Source organism: Reyranella soli (genome assembly GCF_007992495.1).
Taxonomy (GTDB): Bacteria; Pseudomonadota; Alphaproteobacteria; order Reyranellales; family Reyranellaceae; genus Reyranella; species Reyranella soli.
This window is the reverse complement of record NZ_BKAJ01000034.1, coordinates 1-20,435: the sequence shown is the minus strand read 5'-3', so window position 1 is coordinate 20,435 and position 20,435 is coordinate 1. Positions and strand designations below refer to the sequence as shown.

Annotated in this window: 22 protein-coding genes; 5 read left to right on the top strand and 17 right to left on the bottom strand. The window is 66.6% G+C overall.

All coding sequences use genetic code 11. The features are described 5' to 3' along the window. Positions 1–8 precede the first annotated feature (8 nt). A complete protein-coding gene (gene hpt, locus RSO01_RS11530) occupies positions 9–548 on the top strand; it encodes a hypoxanthine phosphoribosyltransferase (RefSeq protein WP_147149242.1) in 540 nt (179 codons plus the stop codon). 89 nt (positions 549–637) lie between these two features. Here the strand turns inward: hpt and RSO01_RS11525 are convergent, their stop codons facing one another. Genes RSO01_RS11525 through argH form a run of 4 tightly spaced genes read right to left on the bottom strand, consistent with a single transcriptional unit; the run spans position 638 to position 6,348 of the window. Continuing rightward, positions 638–1,012 (bottom strand): lysozyme inhibitor LprI family protein, encoded by a 375-nt coding sequence (locus RSO01_RS11525; protein ID WP_170302997.1) that lies wholly within the window; start codon positions 1,010–1,012, stop codon positions 638–640. 4 nt (positions 1,013–1,016) lie between these two features. Then, a complete protein-coding gene (locus RSO01_RS11520; RefSeq protein WP_147149240.1) occupies positions 1,017–3,617 on the bottom strand; it encodes a TIGR02302 family protein in 2,601 nt (866 codons plus the stop codon). A 20-nt stretch (positions 3,618–3,637) separates the two neighbouring features. Beyond that, a complete protein-coding gene (gene lysA / locus RSO01_RS11515) occupies positions 3,638–4,909 on the bottom strand; it encodes a diaminopimelate decarboxylase (protein ID WP_147149239.1) in 1,272 nt (423 codons plus the stop codon). Then, positions 4,906–6,348 (bottom strand): argininosuccinate lyase, encoded by a 1,443-nt coding sequence (gene argH, locus RSO01_RS11510; RefSeq protein ID WP_218037312.1) that lies wholly within the window; start codon positions 6,346–6,348, stop codon positions 4,906–4,908. The genes lysA and argH overlap by 4 nt, the downstream gene beginning before the upstream one ends. 158 nt (positions 6,349–6,506) lie before the next feature. Between argH and RSO01_RS11505 the strand changes: the two genes are divergently transcribed. The 3 genes from RSO01_RS11505 to RSO01_RS11495 all read left to right on the top strand — a co-directional run bounded on the left by RSO01_RS11505 (position 6,507) and on the right by RSO01_RS11495 (position 7,598). Then, entirely contained in the window at positions 6,507–6,956 is a 450-nt protein-coding gene (locus RSO01_RS11505; RefSeq protein WP_170302996.1) for a TlpA family protein disulfide reductase, read from the top strand. A 74-nt stretch (positions 6,957–7,030) separates the two neighbouring features. Beyond that, positions 7,031–7,312 (top strand): type II toxin-antitoxin system ParD family antitoxin, encoded by a 282-nt coding sequence (locus RSO01_RS11500; RefSeq protein ID WP_147149237.1) that lies wholly within the window; start codon positions 7,031–7,033, stop codon positions 7,310–7,312. After that, positions 7,305–7,598, top strand: a complete 294-nt coding sequence (locus RSO01_RS11495) for a type II toxin-antitoxin system RelE/ParE family toxin (protein WP_147149236.1) — start codon at positions 7,305–7,307, stop codon at positions 7,596–7,598. The genes RSO01_RS11500 and RSO01_RS11495 overlap by 8 nt, the downstream gene beginning before the upstream one ends. A 3-nt stretch (positions 7,599–7,601) precedes the next feature. Here RSO01_RS11495 and RSO01_RS11490 read toward each other — a convergent pair whose 3' ends face one another. From RSO01_RS11490 to RSO01_RS11430, 13 genes are all read right to left on the bottom strand, one after another. Next, entirely contained in the window at positions 7,602–9,086 is a 1,485-nt protein-coding gene (locus tag RSO01_RS11490) for a M81 family metallopeptidase (protein ID WP_147149235.1), read from the bottom strand. A 286-nt stretch (positions 9,087–9,372) separates the two neighbouring features. Then, a complete protein-coding gene (locus RSO01_RS11485; RefSeq protein WP_147149234.1) occupies positions 9,373–9,669 on the bottom strand; it encodes a hypothetical protein in 297 nt (98 codons plus the stop codon). A gap of 145 nt (positions 9,670–9,814) precedes the next feature. Then, on the bottom strand, positions 9,815–10,687 hold the full coding sequence (locus tag RSO01_RS11480) for a 3-hydroxybutyryl-CoA dehydrogenase (RefSeq protein WP_147149233.1): 873 nt from the start codon (positions 10,685–10,687) through the stop codon (positions 9,815–9,817). Positions 10,688–10,703: 16 nt separating this feature from the next. After that, complete coding sequence (locus RSO01_RS11475) at positions 10,704–11,639, bottom strand: electron transfer flavoprotein subunit alpha/FixB family protein (protein WP_147149232.1); 936 nt, start codon at positions 11,637–11,639, stop codon at positions 10,704–10,706. A 1-nt stretch (position 11,640) separates the two neighbouring features. Next, positions 11,641–12,390, bottom strand: coding sequence for an electron transfer flavoprotein subunit beta/FixA family protein (locus RSO01_RS11470; protein WP_147149231.1), 750 nt, complete (start codon positions 12,388–12,390; stop codon positions 11,641–11,643). A 146-nt stretch (positions 12,391–12,536) separates the two neighbouring features. Beyond that, positions 12,537–14,216, bottom strand: coding sequence for an ABC transporter substrate-binding protein (locus tag RSO01_RS11465; RefSeq protein ID WP_147149230.1), 1,680 nt, complete (start codon positions 14,214–14,216; stop codon positions 12,537–12,539). A gap of 116 nt (positions 14,217–14,332) precedes the next feature. Continuing rightward, on the bottom strand, positions 14,333–14,773 hold the full coding sequence (locus RSO01_RS11460) for a GNAT family N-acetyltransferase (RefSeq protein ID WP_246158313.1): 441 nt from the start codon (positions 14,771–14,773) through the stop codon (positions 14,333–14,335). After that, positions 14,770–15,363 carry a cob(I)yrinic acid a,c-diamide adenosyltransferase gene (locus tag RSO01_RS11455; protein WP_147149229.1) on the bottom strand — a complete coding sequence of 198 codons (594 nt, stop codon included), beginning with the start codon at positions 15,361–15,363 and terminating at the stop codon, positions 14,770–14,772. The genes RSO01_RS11460 and RSO01_RS11455 overlap by 4 nt, the downstream gene beginning before the upstream one ends. Positions 15,364–15,367: 4 nt before the next feature. Beyond that, positions 15,368–15,580, bottom strand: a complete 213-nt coding sequence (locus tag RSO01_RS11450) for a twin transmembrane helix small protein (RefSeq protein WP_147149228.1) — start codon at positions 15,578–15,580, stop codon at positions 15,368–15,370. Positions 15,581–15,583: 3 nt separating this feature from the next. After that, on the bottom strand, positions 15,584–17,008 hold the full coding sequence (locus RSO01_RS11445; RefSeq protein ID WP_147149227.1) for a flavin monoamine oxidase family protein: 1,425 nt from the start codon (positions 17,006–17,008) through the stop codon (positions 15,584–15,586). After that, a complete protein-coding gene (locus RSO01_RS11440; RefSeq protein ID WP_147149226.1) occupies positions 17,005–17,652 on the bottom strand; it encodes an HAD family hydrolase in 648 nt (215 codons plus the stop codon). The genes RSO01_RS11445 and RSO01_RS11440 overlap by 4 nt, the downstream gene beginning before the upstream one ends. A gap of 39 nt (positions 17,653–17,691) precedes the next feature. Next, positions 17,692–18,576: a TauD/TfdA dioxygenase family protein gene (locus RSO01_RS11435; RefSeq protein ID WP_147149225.1), complete on the bottom strand. Its 885-nt coding sequence runs from the start codon at positions 18,574–18,576 to the stop codon at positions 17,692–17,694. Between the two features lie 9 nt (positions 18,577–18,585). Next, positions 18,586–19,554, bottom strand: a complete 969-nt coding sequence (locus RSO01_RS11430) for a Bug family tripartite tricarboxylate transporter substrate binding protein (protein WP_170302995.1) — start codon at positions 19,552–19,554, stop codon at positions 18,586–18,588. A gap of 81 nt (positions 19,555–19,635) precedes the next feature. Between RSO01_RS11430 and RSO01_RS11425 the strand changes: the two genes are divergently transcribed. After that, positions 19,636–20,367 (top strand): helix-turn-helix domain-containing protein, encoded by a 732-nt coding sequence (locus tag RSO01_RS11425; protein ID WP_170302994.1) that lies wholly within the window; start codon positions 19,636–19,638, stop codon positions 20,365–20,367. Positions 20,368–20,435 lie beyond the last annotated feature (68 nt).

Sequence of the window (20,435 nt, the reverse complement as noted above, 5' to 3'; positions counted from 1 at the left end):
AGCGCTCCATGCCCGGCCGTCCCACCGTCACTGTCCGTTTCTCTGCTGCCGAGATCGCCGCGCGCGTCGATGTCATGGCAGGCGAGCTTGCCGTCAAGCTGCCGGCCGACACGCTGGTGGTCTCGGTGCTGAAAGGCAGCTTCGTCTTCGCGGCCGACCTGATCCGCGCGCTGAGCCGCGCCGGCGCCGACTGGTCAATGGATTTCTTGACCCTGTCGAGCTATGGCACCAAGACCGAGAGCAGCGGGCGCGTGAAGGTGGTGCGCGACATCGTCGACGACGTGCGCCAGCGCGAGGTTCTGCTGGTCGACGACATCCTGGAATCCGGCCTGACTCTCAGCTTCGCCAAGAAGCTCCTCCTCGAGCGTGGTGCCAAGCACGTGTCGATCTGCACCCTGCTCGAAAAGCCGGGCAAGCGAATCGCCCAGCTCGACGCGGACTTCGTCGGCTTCCAGTGCGGCGACGAGTTTTTAGTCGGCTACGGCCTCGACTGGGCGCACCGCTTCCGCGGGCTGCCCTACATCGGTGTCGTCGAGAAGACGTCATAGGTCGGGGGCGCGTCATCGCTTTTGGGAGCGCGGGCCTCCGGCCCGCTCATGATCATGATGCGGGCCGGAGGCCCGCGCTCCCACAAAGACTACTGCCCACCGCAGGAGAGGTCGCCCTCCTTGCAGTTCAGCTGGGCCTCGAGGTCCTTGATCCGCTGGTCGGTCAGCCGGGTCAGGCAGATGGCGACGATCATCGAGTGGATGGTGCCGCCGACGGTTCCCATGGTCTCGAACTCACACTCCTGGTCGCGAAAGCGCAGCCACGACTGCTGGGCCGTCTGCAGCTTCGCCTTGCCAGCGTCGGAGATCTTGGCCCGCAGCTTGTTGTAGACGGTGTTCAACTGCTGGTCCGACTTGCGCAGGTCGTTGCCGGCCTGGGCGTTCAGCTCCATCTGGCTCTGGGCCACAGCGGCGCCGGCCGCGACAACCATGGTCGCGGCAGCACAAGCGACGGCAAATCGCATGGGGTCAGTACGTCTTGAGCAGACGGTCGATGTAGTCGAGCTCGTCCTTCGGCCGCTGCTCGCCGGCACGGCGGCGCAGCTCATCGAGGATCTCGCGGCTGCGCTGACGCTCGAGTTCCAGCGGCACCTTGTCGACGCCGGTGTCGACCGCGTCGCCGTAGTTGCCGTCGGAACGGCCCAGCGGATCGCGGTCCTCGCTGCGGCGCTCGCGCTCCTCGATCTCGGCGATGTCCTGGTTGTTGCCGGGACCGCGCTGGCGCATCTGCTCGGCCATGTCGGTCATGCCCTGCTGCAGGTTGTCGAGCGCCCGGCGCTGGGAGCGGGAAGCCTCGCGCGGATCGCCGCGGCGCAGTGCATCCTCAGCCTCGCGCATGTTGCGCTCGGCGCGACCCAGCGATTCCGGCATGCCCATGCCGTTCTCGTCGAGCTTCTTCATGAAGTCGCCGAGTTGGCCGCGCAGGCCTTCCTGCTGGCCGCGCTGCTGTTCGCCCCACTGTCCGTCGCCGGGCTGCTGGCCCTGGCCGCGCTGGCCCTGCTGACCCTGTTGGCCTTGCTGACCCTGTTGACCTTGCTGGCCCTGCTGACCTTGTTGCCCTTGCTGGCGCTGACCCTGCTGGCCCTGGCGCCCCTGCTGCTGACGGCCCTCGCGCTCGCTCTCGCCGAGAAGCTGGTTCTGCCGGCGCGACAGGCGGTCGAGCTGGTTCATCATCTCGCGGCCCTGCTGATTGCCCTGGCCCTGCTGGCCGCGCTGGCCCTGCTGACGCTGCTGGCCGGGCTGGGCCATCATCGGGGTCGCGTTCTCCATCATCTTGCGCAGCTCTTCGAGCAGGCGCTTGGCTTCCTCTCGCTGGCCGTTCTTGGCCATCTCGCGGATCTTATCCAGCATCTTCTGCAGGTCGTCGCCGGTGATCGTGTTGTTCGGATCCATCTTCTCCGCCTGCTCCATCATGCGGCGGCGTTCCTCGGGATCCTGCATCTTCTCGGCGAGCTCCTTCTGCCACTTCGCCATGGCGTCGTAGAGCTGCTGGATCAGGCGCTCGATCTCCTCGTCGCCGGCGTTGCGCTGCATGGCGTCGCGCAACTCCTGGCGCGCCTGCTCGAGTGCACGCTCGGCGTCGGTCATCGAACCGTTCTCCAGGCGCATCGCGAGATCCCACAGGAGCTTCTGGGTCTCGGTGATGTTCTCCTTATCGCCGTTCTGGGCGAGCCGCGCCGCGCCGATGCGCAGGCCGAGCTGGACCACGGCGTCGTTGCGATAGCTCTCCGGCTTGGCCTGGACCAGGCGCATGCCGTCGGCGACGTCGGGGCGGAAGGCCTTCGGATCGCGCGTCAGCGCCTTACGCAGGACGATTAGCGCCCGCGCGGTCGGATCGTTGAACACCCGCTCGGGCAGCAGGAAGGTCTCGACGGAACTGCGGCCCTTCTGACCGAGCGCATCGGTGGCGAACAGCATCACCGTGACCTTGAGGCCGGCCCACGGATGGCTGGTGAGGTCGCGCACGAAGGTGTCGGCGACCTTCTTGGTGTTACCCGCGACCGGCAGGTCGAGGCGGATGACCTCGGGCTCCTCGTCCGCGCTCAGCATGTCGTCGCCCAGCACGCTGCCATGGAGCCGGATCTGCAATTGGACACCGGTCACGCCGAAATCGTCGCCGGCGATGTACTCGATCTTGGTCGACCACTTGTCGACGCCAATCGGCTTGGCGAACTCGATGGTCGGCGCGAGGTCGGGGATGACATGCAGCTTCCAGCGCGCCTGCTCGTCGCCGCGCGCCATGAGCGTGATCTGCTTGCCCTCGGTGATGACCTGCTCAACCTGGTACTTGCCCTTGCCGACAGTGGCGAACTCGGTGCCGTTGCCGTCGATCTTGAGCTGAGGCGGTTTGCGGCCGCGCACGTCGTCGACGAAGCCCGCGAGCTTGCTGCCGACGGGAACGCGCAGCACCTTGTCCTTGTCCGCCATGTCCAGATAAATCGGTGGCTTGCCGGTATAGGCCGGCGGCGCGATCCACAGGTTGGCGACGACCGGCGGCGGCGGCGGGAAGGCCGGCGTGAAGGCGGCAGCCATGCGATCGCTGCGCCAGCCGCCGGCGACGGCGATGGCCACGATCAAGGCCAGCAGCGGCACGAAGCGCAGCGCCCAGGTGTCGAGTACGGCCAAGCCCGGGTGAGCGGGCTTGTTGCTGAGGCCAGCCAGACGCTCGGCCTCGCGGCGGCGATGGGCCTCCCACAGGGCGGCCGACATCGGATCGGATTCGCCGGCTGCCAGGCGGTCCTGCACGGCCACCAGCGGCCGGTGCGGCACGCCGCTGTCGCGTTCCAGGCGGCGGATGGCCGCTTCCTGCGTGGGCAGCGAAAAATCGCGCAGGCGCCACCAGCAGAGGCCGATCAGGGCCAGCGCCAGGGCAGCCAGGATGCCGGTATGGACCCAGGGGTCGAGGCCGGCGAACAGGTCGAGATGGGCGGCGGCAATGAACAGCGCCACGAACGACAGGACCGGCACCAGCCGGGGCCACAGCCCTTCCCAGGCCAGTGCCAGCCACGCCAAGCCGATCTTGCGGCTGAGGCCGGGGGCTTGGAAGGTGGTGGTCTGGCTGGCGTCCATCGCCGTCCTTTCGCTTACGCTTAAGACTTTACCGGCTCTTGCCAGGGCACAAACCGCTCGGCAGAGAGCAACTCGTCGATCGAAGGCCTCGGCCGGGTGACCGCAAATCGCGTGCCATCGACCATGACCTCCGGCGCCAGGGGCCGGGTATTGTAGGTCGAGGCCATGACGGCCCCATAGGCGCCCGCCGAGCGTATCATGATCAAGTCTCCGGCAGCCAGCGGCGCCATATCACGGTCTTGTGCCAGGTAGTCCCCGGATTCGCAGATCGGCCCGACAATGTCACAGCGGATCGTGGCGGCTTGGGGGCGTTCACGCACCGGGAGGATATCGTGCCACGCCTCATAGAGAGTGGGCCGGATCAGGTCGTTCATGGCCGCGTCGACGATGACGAAAGTCTTTGCAGCACCGGGCTTCACGAGGATCACCTCGCTCACGAGCACACCCGCCTCGCCGACCAGCCGACGCCCGGGCTCGAAGGTCAACGCGCAACCCAGCCCTGCAGTTTCGCGGGCGACCATTGCCAGGAAGTCGGCGATCGCCGGGGGCTTCTCCTGCGCGTAAACGATCCCCAGGCCGCCGCCGATGTCGAAGCGGTCGATCTTGTGACCGTCGGCCCGCAGCTGGGTGACCAGCTCGCGCACCCGCACGATGGCGTCGCGGTAGGGATCGAGCGAGGTGAGCTGCGAGCCGATATGCATGGCCACGCCGACCACGTTGAGGTTCGGCAGCTTGCCGGCGAGCGCATAGGCCTCGCGGGCAAGGTCGATGTCGACGCCGAACTTGTTGCCCTTGCGACCGGTCGTGATCTTGGCGTGGGTCTTGGCGTCGACGTCGGGATTCACCCGGATGGTGATGTCGGCCTTGACGCCGAGCTGGCCGGCCACGGCATTCAGGGTCTCGAGCTCGTACGAGCTCTCGACGTTGATCTGGCCGACGCCGGCCTCCAGCGCCGCCATCAGTTCCGAGGGCTTCTTGCCGACGCCGGAATAGATGATGCGCCGGGCCGGTATGCCGGCCGCGAGCGCGCGACGCATCTCGCCGATCGACACGATGTCGGATCCCGCGCCCAGCTCGCCGAACAGGCGGACCACGGCGAGACTGCTGTTCGCCTTCATGGCGTAGCAGACCTCGGCGTTCATGCCCTTGAGGTGGTCGGCGAACTCCTTCCAGGCCGCGCGCAGGGCGCCGGCCGAGTAGCAGTAGAACGGCGTGCCGACCTGGGCCGCGATGGTGGCGAGCGCCACGCCTTCGGCGTGCATCTCGCCGTTCTTGTAGGAGAAGAAGGTCATCGCCCTGCCCTCTTGTCGCGTCCCAGGAAGCGGCGCCGGGCCTCGGCCACGGCGCGCACGACGTTGGCAGGCGCGGTGCCGCCAATGTTCTTGCGGGCGTTGACTGACGCCTCGACGGTCAGGACACGATAGACGCTGCGATCGATCTTGGGTTCGACGGCCTGCATCTCGGCCAGGGTGAGCTTGTCGAGATCGACGCCCTTGTCGGCGGCGATGCCGACCAGCCGGCCGGTGACGTGATGGGCCTGGCGGAACGGCAGGCCGACCTTGCGCACCAGCCAGTCGGCGAGATCGGTCGCCACCGAGTAGTCGGCCGCGGCGACCGCGCGCATGCGCTCGGGATTGGCCTTGAGATCGCGCACCATGCCGGTCATCGCCGCGATGCCGAGCTCCAGCGAATCGGCGGCGTCGAACAGCGGCTCCTTGTCCTCCTGCATGTCCTTGCCGTAGGTCAGCGGCAGGCCCTTCAGGATGATGCAGAGCGCGGTGAAGGCGCCGACGATGCGGCCGACCTTGGCGCGCGTCAGCTCGGCGGCGTCAGGATTGCGCTTCTGCGGCATGATCGAGCTGCCGGTCGTGAAGGCGTCGGACAGCGCGATGAAGCGGAACGGTGCGGAGCACCAGAGCACGATCTCTTCCGAGAGGCGCGACAGGTGCACCGCCGCGAGCGAGGCCGCGGCGATGAACTCCACGACGTAATCGCGGTCGGACACGGCATCGAGCGAGTTGGCCATCGGCCCGTCGAAGCCCAGCGCCTTGGCGGTCTTGCGCGGATCGATGGGATGCGGCGAGCCGGCGAGCGCCGCCGCGCCCAGCGGCGATTCGTTCATGCGCGCGCGGCAGTCGGTCATGCGGCTGCGGTCGCGGCCGAACATCTCGACATAGGCCATCAGATGATGGCCGAAGGTGATGGGCTGGGCCGTCTGCAGATGGGTGAAGCCCGGCATGATGGTCGCGGCATATTCGTCGGCGCGATCGATCAGCGCCGCCTGCAGGTCGCGCAGCATCGGCTCCAGGCGATCGATCGTGTCGCGCACCCACAGCCGCACGTCGAGTGCGATCTGGTCGTTGCGCGAGCGCGCCGTGTGCACCCGCCCGCCGGCCGGGCCGATGAGCTCGGTCAGCCGGCCCTCGACGTTGAAATGGATGTCCTCGAGCTTGGTCGAGAACTTGAAGCGACCGGATTCGATCTCCTCACGGATCTTCACGAGCCCACGCTTGATGGCGCGGCCGTCCTTGGCCGAGACGATGCCCTGGGCGACCAACATGTCGCAGTGGGCGATCGAGCCCGCGATGTCCTGCGCGTAGAGACGTCGGTCGAAGCCGATGGAGGCGTTGATCTTCTCCATGATTTCCGCCGGACCGAGCTTGTAGCGCCCGCCCCACATCGTGTTGGATTGCCGCTTCGGCGCTCGCGCAGTCGTGTTCTTCCGTGCCATGAATATGAGCCAGTGGTGCTTTAGGAACGCGGCTTATGGCATATCCCATTCAAGATTTCCTCCCCAGTCGAAGGGCCGTCGTGATGGGCGGCGCGGCCACACTCATTAGCGCAGCAACCGCCCGGGCCGAGATTTCCTCAAGCCTGATCAAGGGGGCGATGAAGCGCTTCAAGCTCACCAGGCCGCCCAAGCCCGTTCCGGATCTCGAATTCCTCGACGTCAACGACCAGCCGGTACGCTTGTCCGAACTCAACGGTCAGGCGCGATTGATCAACCTGTGGGCCACCTGGTGTGCGCCGTGCGTGAAGGAAATGCCCAGCCTCGACCGGCTGCAGGCCGAGATGCCACGAGACAGGTTCCTGGTGATCCCGATCTCGCTCGACGGCCCGTCCAAGCCCAAGGTCGCGCCATTCTACAAGGAGCAGAATCTGCTCAGCCTGCGCATCTATTACGACAAGGGCCGCAAGGCGATGTCGACGCTGGGCGTGACCCTGCTGCCGACCTCGATCCTGGTCGATCCGGAGGGCCGCGAGCTGGGACGCCTGGAAGGCGACGCCGACTGGGACACGCCGGAAGGGCTCGCGCTGATGCGGGCGGCGATGACCTGAGCGCCCGCTTTCATAACAATTAATACTTCTTCAGCATCCGCATCGACGCTATCTTCGCGCAGGAGGTCGTAGAGATGGCGGAAATCGAACGGCTGAGCGTGGCGTTGCCCGCACCGATGGCTAAGTCCGTTCGCGAGGCTGTCGAAAACGGCGAATACGCCTCTACAAGCGAAGTCATTCGCGATGCTCTGAGACTTTGGGAAGCGCGCCGGCATCTACGCGAACGCGATGTTGCTGTCTTGCGCCATCGCTGGGACGAAGGCAAGACAAGCGGCCGAGCCGGTCGTCTGGACGTGAAACGGGTGCTCGCGGAAGAGCAAGCCACTTTCAAAGGCCGCACCCGTCGGCGTGGCTGAGCTTTTCGTCAGCCGACGAGCGGAGGCCGATCTCCGCGAGATCTGGCGATACATCGCGTCAGACAACTCGACGGCCGCGGATCGCGTTCTTCTGCGCATCGATGCAAAGCTACAAATCTTGCGCCAATTCCCGCAGATCGGCGCCTTGCGCAACGACATCCGCCGTGGCATGCGCATGCTGGTCGAAGGCAACTACCTGCTTTTGTACGAGTATGATTCGAGGAAGGACGAAGTAGACCTCATCGCTGTCATAGACGGCCGCCGGGAGCTCAGCGGTCTTTTTTGACCGTTACGGAAACTTCGGATCGCCGTAGGGATAGAACTTCTTCAGGTCGACATTCTGATACGGCAGGCCTTCGAGCCTAACAGTGCCCAGGAACGGCTCGACCGGCTCAACCAGCAGGATCGTCTTGGCGAAGCCGCTGTCGTCGAAGCCGCGGCGGAAATGGACACGTGACTTGATGGCGAAGGCCTTGAAGGCCGCGAGGTCGAGGCCGAGCGCGCCCAGCGAGCCGGGCTCCATGATCTGAACGAGGTAGCGGCTCAGCACCAGCACGTTGCCGCGGCCGAACTTCACGATGACCCAGAGCTGGCCGCGGCCCTCGACGGCAGCCAGCACGGTGCCCCGGACACGCACCGGCGCGCCGGCGGATTCGTCGACCAGCCCGCCCACCTCCATGTCGAACGGCTCTCCGGCCTTCACGTCCCTGGCCTTGAGCACATCGATCGCCTTGGCGTCGGCTATGGTCGCGATCAGCACGTCCGACAGATCCTGCTCGATGACCTCCTTCAGGATCCAGGTGGCCGAGCCCGAGCGGTCGCTGTGGTCGGCCAGCACCACCGGCGTGGCGCCCCGCGCCATCGCCTCCTTGGCGAGCGTCACGCCTTCGGGGATCGTGTAGACCCTGGTCGAGCCGATCAGAGCCTTGCGTTGGCGCCAGGCCGCCGACGCCATGTCGTCGGCGACGCGGCGCGCCAGGCCGGGATCGCCGTTGGTCATGACCTGGAAGGTCATGCCGACATCCGGCACGTCGGCGAAGGGAAAGCCGAAGAAGAAGTTCACATAGACGTCGGGCTCGCGCGCCTCCCAGGTCAGTGCGCGCTGCACCAGGTCCATCCACGGCGAGGCGCCGGTCCATTGCAGCACCGTCGGCGAGATGATCGGCACGCGCTGCGTGACGGTGGCGGGCTTGTAGTCGCCGCGGATGGCGCGCACCAGCATGCGCGCCGCGCGCTCGCCCTGCAGATGGCTGTCGTAGTGCGGGAAGTATTTCACCGTGAAGGCCATGTCGGCCTGCTGCAGGAATTCCTCGTCCTCGTTGCCGTGCGGATCGAAGGTGCCGACGATGAAGGCCTTGCGGCCGACCACCGCGCGCACCCGCCGCGCGATGTCGGCCTCGGGCCGCGGGATGCCGCGCACGCCCATGGCGCCGTGCAGGCTGAGATAGACGCCGTCATAGGGGCCGCTCGCCGCGATCTCGTCGATCATGCGGCCAACGAAGGTCTCGTAGGCCTCGCGCGTTATCCAGCCCGAGCCCGTGCCGGTCTTGGGAAACAGCGGCGATTCGATGCCGACCAGCTCGACGCCGTCGAACTCGCGCGCCACCTTCACGAAGCCGCCCATGTAGGACTTCGGCTCGTGCGCCAGCAGTGCCTCGCCCTTGGCTGGCGAGCCTTCGTAGACGAAGTCGTCGAAGGTGGTGTCGTTCCTGAGGAACGTTACCGTCTCATGAACGAAATACAGGACGGCAATGCGGATCGGCCGGCGGGCCATCGGACTCTACTCCTTGCGCGACTGCGATTGCCCGAAGTCTCGCAGGGCACGCGAAGGAAACAAACGGCTAAAGAGTCACGGCAGCCAAGTTGCTCGATGTCAGCGAGGGTCAGCCGCCGACCTGGCAGTGCTTGCCCATCTCCTTGCAGACGCGCAGCACGGCCTGCACGACGCGTGACGTGGTCGAGCCCTCGCCCGGCCCGGCGTGGCCGGCGATCATGATCTGCGAGACTTCGTCGTTGAAGTGGACGACATTGAAGGTGGCCGTGCGGTCGCCTTCGGCGATCTAGAAACGGCGCTGAGCGGGATCCTGCATCACGACGCGCACCGCGGTGTTCTTGCGCGCGAGCTCCAGCGCCGTCGCGTAGACCTTGTCGGCCAGCACGTCGAGGAGGACGGTGGCGAAGTCGTAACCCGGCCGGCCGCCGCTCTGCTGGCCCTCTCTCATCTGCTCGATGCGACCGAGAGCTTTGCGGGCGACGAACACCCATTGCGCATCGGCCGGCGCGGCCGGCAAGAGCGTTGCGGCGAAACCGACTGCGACAGCCGAGAGGACAGACAGACGCGTTGCCTTCGAGTTCATTGTTTTCGCCTTCGAGGTTGGGGCGACCATTGTACCCGACCACGCCGCGGCGCGTGCTCGCATTCGGCGTCGCAACGCGACGCCCGATGAACAATGCTTTCCTCGCAGGGCGAGCAGGCTGGGCTATGCCCGCGTGCTCAGATTCCTACCGGGTCGGGACCGGGCGCTCGCCCGAGTAGTCGTAGAAGCCGCGCTTGACCTTGCGGCCGACCCAGCCGGCCTCGACGTACTTCACCAGCAAGGGGCACGGGCGGTACTTGGAATCGGCCAGGCCCTCGTGCAGCACCTGCATCACCGACAGGCAGGTATCGAGGCCGATGAAGTCGGCGAGCTCAAGCGGGCCCATCGGATGGTTGGCGCCGAGCTTCATGCCGGTGTCGATCGCCTCGACGTTGCCGACGCCCTCGTAGAGGGCATAGACCGCCTCGTTGATCATCGGTAGCAGGATGCGGTTGACGATAAAGGCCGGGAAGTCCTCGGCGTTGACCGGCTTCTTGTCGAGCTTGACCACGACGTCGCGCACGGTGCGGAAGGTCTCTTCCTCCGTGGCGATGCCGCGGATCAGCTCGACCAGGCCCATCATCGGCACGGGGTTCATGAAGTGCATGCCCATGAACTTGCCTGGCCGGTCGGTCACCGAAGCCAGACGCGTCACGGAGATCGACGAGGTGTTGGTCGCCAGCAGCACATTGGCCGGCAGGTCGACACAAACCTTCTTGAAGATCTCGCGCTTGACCGCCTCGTTCTCGGTCGCCGCCTCGACGATCAGGTCACAGTCGGCGAACTGCTTGAAGTCGGTGCTGGTGGAAATGCGCTTCAGCGCCGAGTCCTTGTCCTCGGGCCGGATCATGCCGCGACCGATCTGGCGGTCCATGTTGCGGCCGATCGCATCGATGCCCTTGTCGAGATGCGCCTGGTCGACGTCCGCGATGCGGATGTCGTAGCCCTTGAGCGCGCAAACATGGGCGATGCCGCTGCCCATCTGGCCGGCACCGATGACGCCGATGCGTTTGATCATGACGCGATACTCCGCGTTACTTCTTTTCCACCGCGGCAGTCAGCTCGGGCACGATCTGGAAGAGATCGCCCACGATGCCGTAGTCGGCAACCTGGAAGATCGGGGCTTCCTCGTCCTTGTTGATCGCAACGATGGTCTTGCTGTCCTTCATGCCGGCGAGATGCTGGATCGCGCCGGAGATGCCGATGGCGATGTAGAGGTCGGGCGCCACCACCTTGCCGGTCTGGCCGACCTGGTAGTCGTTGGGCACGTAGCCTGCATCGACCGCGGCACGGCTGGCGCCGAGACCGGCACCAAGTTTGTCGGCCAATGCCTCGAGCATCTTGAAGTTCTCGCCGCTGGCCAGGCCACGGCCGCCCGACACCACGATCTTGGCCGAGGTGAGCTCGGGCCGTTCGCTCTTGGAGAGCTCGGCGCCGACGTAAGAGGCGAGCCCGCCCGCGCCGGTGCCGCCGATCTGCTCGATCGGGGCGGAGCCGCCGGTGGCGGCCGCCTTGAAGTTGGTCGGGCGGACGGTGACGACCTTGATCTTGTCGGCCGTCTGCACGGTCGCCATGGCGTTGCCGGCATAGATCGGGCGCACGAAGGTGTCGGGCGATACGACCTGGATGGCCTCGGAGACCTGGGCGACGTCGAGCAAAGCCGCGACGCGCGGGGCGATGTTCTTGCCGACCGAATCGGCTGCCATCACGATGTGGCTGTAGTTCGGCGCGAGCTTGACCACCAGCGGGGCGACATCCTCGGCGAGCCAGTTGGCGTAGGCCGTGTCCTCGGCGTCGAGCACCTTGGCCACGCCCTGGATGGCGGCGGCCGACTTGGCGGCCTCGCCGGCATTGGAGCCGGCGACCAGCACATGGACCTCGGGACCCATCTGAGAGGCCGCAGTCACGGCGTTCGCGACGTTGCTGCGAACGGTCTTGCCGTCATGGGCGGCGACAACCAGAACGGCCATGTCAGATCACTCCCGCTTCGTTCTTCAGCTTGTCGACCAGTTCGGCGACGGTCTTCACCTTGATGCCGGACTTGCGCTTGGGCGGCTCCTCGACCTTGAGCACCTTGAGGCGCGGCGCGATGTCGACGCCCAGCGTATCCGGCGCCAGGACCTCGATCGGCTTCTTCTTGGCCTTCATGATGTTGGGCAGCGAGGCGTAGCGCGGCTCGTTGAGGCGCAGGTCGGTGGTGATCACCGCCGGCAGCTTGATCTTGATGTTCTCGAGGCCACCGTCGACCTCGCGCTTCAGCTCGGCCGAGCCGTCGGCGACGTTCAGCTTGTTGGCGAAGGTGCCCTGCGACCAGCCCAGCAGCGCGGCCAGCATCTGGCCGGTCTGGTTGGAGTCATCGTCGATCGCCTGCTTGCCGACGATCACCAGGCCGGGCTGCTCCTTGTCGACCACCGCCTTCATCAGCTTGGCGACGGCGAGCGGCTGCAGCTCGGCATCGGTCTGCACCAGCACGCCGCGGTCGGCGCCCATGGCGAGGGCGGTGCGGATCGTCTCCTGGCACTGCGCAGGACCGGCGGAAAAGGCGATGATCTCGGTCGCTTGGCCCTTCTCTTTCATCCGGATCGCCTCTTCCACGGCGATCTCATCGAAGGGGTTCATGGACATCTTGACGTTCGCCGTCTCGACGCCCGTGTTGTCGGCCTTGACGCGGATCTTGACGTTGTAGTCGATGACCCGCTTGACCGCGACCAGCACTTTCATCGCGTTGCGCCTATAGGTGAGTTGCCGCCAGACCTTCCGTCCGGCGAAGGGGTTTTCGTGTAGGGGTGTTCAGCCGATCATGTCAAGGCTATGGCGCACTGCACAAAATCGCCGCCTGACCGGGATTCCGGCTGATAATCAACAGGTTACGGAGCCGCGACAGCCTGGTGGGCAGCTTCCGCCCGCACCGCGAACCCGCTGCGCGTCGCGCCCTGGCCTTTTCGCGGCGACGCCCTCTCAAGCCAGACGTCCTCGAAGCGAAAGCCATTGTAGACGCTGTTCACCATGCTGACGTAGCCCCGCACCTGCGGCTGCAGGCAGGTCGTGCCGCCCTTCCAGTAGATCGGCGGGCGGGCGCCGTCGGCCAGCAGCCGGGCGTCGATGTCGTGAACAAGGGCTTGGCGCTTGTGTGGATCGATCTCGGCCGACTGCGCGTCGACCATGCCCTCGAGCTCGCGATTGCAGTAGCCGGTGTAGTTGCGGGACGAGCCGCAGGCGAAGTTCTCGTAGAACGTCTGGTAGGGATCGTCGATGCCGTTACCGGTTGCGTTCAGCGCGACGGCGTAGTCCTTGCGGGAAAGCCGGGCGAACCAGCGCGAGGTCTCGACGATCTCGAGCTGGGCGTCGATCTGGATCTCCCGCAGCTGGCTCAACAAGGTCGGCGCCGCCTCGGTGTAGGTGCCGATACCGCGGGTGATGACCTTGAGATCGAGCCGCTTGCCGGGCCCGTAACCCAGCCCTTCCATGAGAGCGCGCGCCTCGGCGCGGTTTTGCGCGACGTCGCCGCCATAGCCCGGCGCCGCGGCGAGATCGGCGGCCGGCAGGCCCCAGAACCCGTCGCGGGGAGGTTGCATCGTGCCGCCGATCTCGGCGACCTCGCGGCCGAGGGCGGCGACGAAGGCCTCGCGATCGATCGCGAGCATCAGCGCCCGGCGCAGGTCGGCATTGTCGAACGGCGGCGTCGTGCGATTGATCAGCAGGTTGATATTGAGGTTCATCGCCGTCGTCTCGCACATCGCGGCGGGCGCGCGCTGGCGGATGATCTTCAGCTCCTCGGCCGTCACTTCCCAGGGAAACGTCATGTCGAAACGGCCGGTGGCGAAGCTCAGGATGGCGGTCGACGGGCTGTTGCTGACCGTGAACTCGATGCCGTCGAGATAGGGCCTGCCCTTCTTCCAGTAGTCGGGATTGCGGACCAGGCTGATCGATTGGAATTCGCGGAACGACGCAAGCTTGAACGGACCGGTACCGATCGGGCGGCTGCGCATCTGCGACGGCGAAACGTGGCAGGGATAGATCGGCGAGAACCCCGAAGCCAGCATGCTGAGGAGCGAGGGCTGCGGCCGGGTGAGGTAGAGGGTCACCTCGTGCGTGTCGCGAGCGTCGACGAAATCGATGTTGCGATACCATTCCCGGCGCGGGTTGCGGCGCAGCTTCTCGCGGCCCTTGCCGGCCAGCAGGTCGAAGGTGCAGGCCACGTCCCTCGCGGTGAAAGGCACGCCGTCGTGCCAGGTCACGCCCTCCCGCAACTTGAAGGTGAGCTCCGTCTGCTCGCTGTTCCAGCGCCACGACGTGGCGAGGTCGGGGACGATCGAGCGGTCGCTGTTCTGCGGCACCTGCGGATCGAAGACGACCAGGTTGTTGAACACGGGCATAAAGGGAACGACCGTCGAATTGGTCGCCTCCTCCAGGATCGACGCGCTGGGCGGGCTGTCGCGATGATAGATTTTGAACACGCCGCCGCTCGTCTGCGCGTGTCCCGGCCCAGCCGACGCAGCCAGCGCCGCGACGAGCGCCGCCACGATGATCGTACGATTTGGACTCATGACCACTACCCCACGGCCCGTCGTAATTCCGCAGGCCGCAAGCCGTCACGGTCAATTCCATCCGATTTGGATGGTTCCCCGATTATTGCCGCTAAATTGGACCGAACGGATCGGTGCTAGGGCAGGGAGATGTCGTAGCGGACATAGTCGGTCAGCCGGGCGGCGCGGTCGTACAGCCGGCGCGCTGGGTTGTCGGCTTCCGTGTGCCAGTAGATCCGGCGCCACCCCCGGTCGCGGCCGCGGGCGACCAGTGCCTCGATGAGCTTTTGGCCCCATCGGGCGCCGCGCGCGGACGGTTCGACCCAGAGATCTTCGAGATAGCAGACCATCCGGCTGCTGAACGTGTGCGGGCGAAGCACGTAGTTCGCAAAGCCGACGAGCGGTGCACCGCATACTAATGTGCCCATCGGATAGTCCGGCTCAATGATGCGGCGCCACAGTTCGCGGTCATCCTCAGCCGGCTGCGAAACACCGTAGAGAGCGCAATAGGCGAGCCACATCCGATGCCATTCTGGATGATCAGCCGCCTCGACGTCGCGAACCTCGGCACCGGTCAACGGCCGCCGCCCGGCACCCACAGCACGTCGTTGGCGCCGTTGTCGTTCAGCCGTCGAGCCAGCACGAAGAGATGATCGGACAGGCGGTTGATGTACTTGATCGCCTCGGGATTGACCGCCTGCTCGGCGGCGAGCTGGGTCATGCGCCGCTCGGCGCGGCGGGCGACGGTGCGGGCGAGATGCAGCCACGCCGCGGCCTCGCTGCCGCCGGGCAGGATGAAGGACTTCAGCGGCTCGAGCTCGCCGTTCATGGCGTCGATCTCGCGCTCCAGACGCTCGACCTGCGAGGGCACGATGCGCAGCGCCTGCTCGCCGCGCTTGGCCTCGCCCTCGGGCGTACAGAGATCGGCGCCGAGATCGAACAGGTCGTTCTGGATGCGGCCCAGCATGGCGTGGGCCTGATGATAGGGCTCGCCACCCAGCGCCGTGCCGGCAATGGCATGACGGGCGAGGCCGATGACGGAGTTGGCCTCGTCGACGGTGCCGTAGGCTTCGACGCGCGGATCGTGCTTGGCGACGCGCTCGCCGCGGCCCAGCGAGGTCTCGCCGCTGTCGCCGCCGCGCGTGTAGATGCGGGTCAACGTCACCATCGGTTCAGCTCCGGCTGGCAAGATACCAAAGAACGATCAGGACGATGGTCAGGAACTGCAGGCGCACGCGCCACCACATGAAGCGGTTGCTGCGCCTGCCGCCCTCGACCGTCTGCTCGGTGTTGCGCGCCATGCTGAACAGGCCGACGAACAGCATGCCGAGCGTAGCCAGGCCCGAGATGATCACCAGGACGAACAGGATGTTGGCGAGGGTCATGGTTCAAAGTCCTTCGTTGTGCCGCCCGGCGCCTGTGCGTGCGCCCGACCACGGCCGTGCATCTGTCTTCGCATCCGTCCCGGTCGCGACCCTGAAGATCGCTTCCGCCGCCTGCTCGCCCGACCACAGGGCCGCGTGCACCGTGCCGTACTCGACCGGCTCGGTCGCCTCGCCGGCAAAGAACACCCGCCGGCCGAGCGGCCTTGCATGCGCCTCGCGATCCTCGGGCGCGCTGCCGACGCCCGGGTAGGAATAGCCGCCGCGCGACCAGGGATCGCTCAGCCAGCGCGGATAGACCATCGCCTCCGGCTCGACAACGGCCGCGCCGAACATCTTGCGCAGCGAGGCCATCGCCACCTCCTTCACTTCGGCATCGCTTGCCGTCCGGTCAAGGCGTGCGGCGGTGGCGCCGTTGCAGAAGCTGAGCAGGATCGGCTGCCCCGTCTCCTGCTCATGGCTGACCCACGTATTGAAGGTGCCGCGCCGATCGGGCGAGTCGGGCAGCCGGCCGAACCATTTCGGGTGCTCGGGCCAGAAGCGTTTCGGGAATCGCAGGTAGATCTTGCCCAGGATGCCGGCGCCGTAGCCCAGGCGGCCGATCGCCCGTTGCTGCTCCTCGGGCGGCAGCGGATCGAGGGCAGGCATGCCGGCGCGCAACAGACCCAGCGGCACGGTGATCAATGCCCGGTCGGCTTCGATCTTCTCGCCGGTTGCCAGGATCGCCGTCACGCCGGCGTCGCTCCAGATGATGCGCTGCACCGCGGCGTCGAAGCGGACTGCCATGTTCTGGGCGGCGTCCTCGAGCAGCGTGCGAAAGCCGCCTTTCGGCTGGGCGTTGCGCTCCAGCCCTTCGGTCGGGAACCACTCCTCGGCCGAGACGGCATCGTAGGGCGCGCCCTGCACGCCTTCGCACATCTCGATGAAGGTGCCGATCACCAGCTTGTCGACCTCGGGCAGCCACGACGCGTGCAGCAGCGGATCGACCGCCTGCTTGACCGAGATCGACCGCGGCCCGCGCACGCGCGCCATCGCCTTGCTGCGCCAGCTCGCCCATTCGATGGCGGCCTTGAAGGCCATGCGGCCCGCGATCGCCCGCCTGCGCTGGCCCTCGCGCGTCGGCGCGGTCGCGCGATCGTCGATCAACAACCGATCGCCCTGCGATTCGACGAGCGCGATGCCGAGCTTGCCGCACCACAGCGCCAGCGGATTGCCGTCGACGCCGTGCACCCACGAGCCGCCGAGATCGAGCGGCGCGCCCAGCGAATCGTCGGTCCAGGTCCGTCCGCCGATGCGCTTGCGCGCCTCGAGCACGGTGACGGCAAAGCCCGAGTCATGCAGCAGCCGCGCCGCCACCAGGCCCGACATGCCGGCACCGACCACGACGACGCGCTCCGGCCTGGCGTTGCCCATGGACCATGAGCCGGTCACGGCTGCACCAGCGCCGGCAACTGCTTCATGTCGTCGAACGGCTCGCCGCCCGCCGCCATCAAGGCCGAACGATCGGCGTAGGGCGCGCCGGCATAGGCCAGCGGCCGCATGCCGGCGGACCGCGCCGCCTGGATGCCGGGCACCGAATCCTCGACGACGACGCAGTCGAACGGCTGCACGTTCATGCTGATCGCGGCGTGGAGGAAGAGATCGGGGAACGGCTTTCCGCGCGGCACCTGGCTGGAACTGAAGATGCGGCCGTCGAACAGGTCCCACAGGCCGGTGAGGCCGAGCGTGAAGCGCATCTTGTCGGGCGAGCCGGAGCTTGCGACGCAGGTGTCGAAGCCCGCCTTCTGCAGCGCCTCGACGGCATCCTTCACGCCGGCGACCGGCTGCAGCGGCGCGTCGCGGAAGCTCTGATAGGTCACCGCCTGCATCTTCTCGACGAAGTCGTCGGGCAGCTTGCGGCCGATCTCGACCTCGCAGATCTCCACGCACGATTTCAGCGACCGTCCCATCAGGCGGCGCATCGTCTCCTCGACCGACCAGTCGAGGCCTTGCGCCTTGAGCGCCCGGGAAAAACTCGCATTGGCGAGCGGCTCGCTGTCGACCAGCACGCCGTCGCAATCGAAGATCACTAACAAGAACGGCCTCGGATGGTCGGCCCCCGAAGGGAGCCGGCGTCAGTAGGGTTTGTCGCCCGCCACTGTAACCCGGTTTCCGCTGCGCGTATGCGGCCAGTAGTCCCACATGGCGCGGTGCTGGACGCAGCGGTTGTCCCAGAAGGCGATCGAGTTCTCACGCCAGCGGAAGCGGCACTGGAACAGCGGGTTCTCCATGTGCTCGTAGAGATAGCGCAGGATGCCGTCGCCCTCGTCGCGCGGCACGCCGACCAGGGCGCGAGTGAAGCCGCGATTGACGTACAGCGCCTTCTTGCCCGTCACCGGATGGGTGCGGATGACGGGATGCTCGGCCCGCGGATACTGCGGCTTGTCGGCGACGCCGAAGTTCTTGTAGAGGCCGCGATAGACCTGCTCGCCGTCATGGATGGCGGTCATGCCCTCGAGGTACGTCTTCATGCGGTCCGACAGCGCCTCGTAGGCGGCGTACATCGAGGCGAACAGCGTGTCGCCGCCCTTGGGCGGGCAGGTCTTGATGTAGAGGATGCTGCCCATCGGCGGCTCGAGGTCGCAGCTCACATCGGTGTGCCAACCTTCACCATTCGCGCGCGGAGAATCCTTGTCGGCGTGGATGATCATCAGGTCGGGCTTGCCCGGCTCGTGCGGCGCGGCGGGGTGGACGTGCAGGTCGCCGAACAGCCGGCCGAAGGCCAGGTGCTGGTCGGGCGTGATGTGCTGGTCGCGAAAGAAGATCACCAGGTTCTCGGCGAGCGCGCGGTGCACTTCGTCGTGCTGGCGATTCGAAAGCGGCTGGCTGAGGTCGATGCCGCTGATCTCCGCACCGATGATCGGCGTCAGCTTGTCGATGGTGATGGTCTCGTACGGCGCACTTTCGTCGGCCGTGTGCCGGTAGCGGGGACCGGCGTTGCCTCGCAGCGATCCTTGCATGGCTCTCTCCTACTCCACTTTGATATTGGCACGATGAATGATCTTGCCCCAGCGCTCTTTCTCGGAAGCGGTGAAGGCGGCGAACTCGGCGGGGCTCATCAGCTTGGGGACCCCGCCGATGGCCGCCAGGCGCTCGAGGACCTCGGGCATCGCGGCGACCTTGGCGATGTCGGCGTTGATGCCGTCGACGATCTCCCGCGGCGTCCCCTTGGGCGCGTAGTAGCCGGTCCAGGTCGTGAGCAGCACGTCGGGATAGCCCGCCTCCGCCGCCGTCGGCATGTCGGGCACGGCGGCATAGCGCTCGCCGTCGGTCACGAACAGGCCCTTCAGTGCGCCGCGGTCCATGGCGACCTTGGCGTTGACCGTGTCGATCATCATGAAGGTCAGGAGCCCGCTCTGCACGTCGGGGATCGCCTGCGGGTTGCTCTTGTAGCCGACGTAGGTGACATCGACGCCGGCGGCGAGCTTGTAGAGCTCGGAGGCGACGCGCGCCGGCAGCGCACCGGCGCCGTAATTGTGCTTGCCGGGCTCGGCCTTGAGCTTGGCCGTCAGCTCCGCGGCCGTGTTGATCGGGCTGTTCTTGTCGACCAGCAGCACGAACGGCGAGGTGCCCATGCGCGTGATCGCCTCGAAGCTCTGGATCGGATCGTACGGCAGCTTGTCGTAGATCGCCGGATTGACCGCCTGGGTCATCGTCGAGGTGGCGAAGAGGGTGAGCCCGTCGGGCTTGGCGCGCGCGACCGACTCGGCGGCAGGGATGCCATTGCCGCCGCCCTTGTTGTCGACCACCACCGGCTGGCCCCACAGCGCAGACAGGCGTTCGGCGTAGATGCGCGCACTGATGTCGGTCGCCGCACCAGCCGGAAACGGAACAACGATGGTGACCCGACCCGACGGGAATTTGGCTGGCTGAGCGAATGCGCTCCGCGATACTGCGGCAGCGCCGAGCAACGCGGGAAGCTGACGTCTTCTGATCATTGAACCGAAGCTAGCCCTAATGGCCATCGACTATCCCACGGAAACTCACAGAAGTCCGTAATGCGGACTATGCTTACAGGCATGCCCACGGTCATCGAACCTGTCCGACGCAGTTTCACCATCCTCGAGGCGTTGAGCCGACGCCCGCACGGCACGCTCTCCGAGCTGACGGCCGAGACGGGGCTGCCGCGGCCGACCGTCGTACGCCTGCTGCAGACCCTGATCGAGCTGGGCTATGCGACCCGCATCTCGCGCGAGATCGGCTATCGCCTGACCGATCGCGTGCTCGATCTGGCCCAAGGCATCCGTTTCATCGACCACCTGGTCGACGCTGCAGCGCCGCACATGCGGCGCTTCACGCGTCAGCACGGCTGGCCGCTCTATCTCGGGGCGATCCGCCTGCGCGCCATCACCATCCGTTATTCCACGGCGCCGGAGAGTCCCTTGTCCTTCGAGCGCATCGCCCTGCAGCGGCGCAGCCCGATCCTGACCGGCGCGCTTGGCCGCGCCTGGCTCGCCTTCTGCTCGGACGAGGAACGCCGGGCAATGCTGCACGAGCTCGGCGTGCGCAACGACGCAGCCTTCGCCGCCGCCCTCGCCCGCATCCGCCGTGATGGCCACGCCTTCACCGTGCTGCCGCCTTCTGCAAAACTTCAGGGCATCGCGGTGCCGATCCGCAAGCGCGGGCGCGTGTTGGGCTGCGTCACCATGCGCTTCACGCGCTCGACGATGACCGAGACCCAGGCCGGCGCGCGCTTCGGCCCGCTGCTGCGCTCGCTGGCGGCCAACATCGCCGCCGATGCGCGGGCCTAGTGCAGGCACTGCAGTCAGCGGAATTGGATTTTCCGCAGTTTCCGCATTTTGCGCTACCCCCTCCGAGG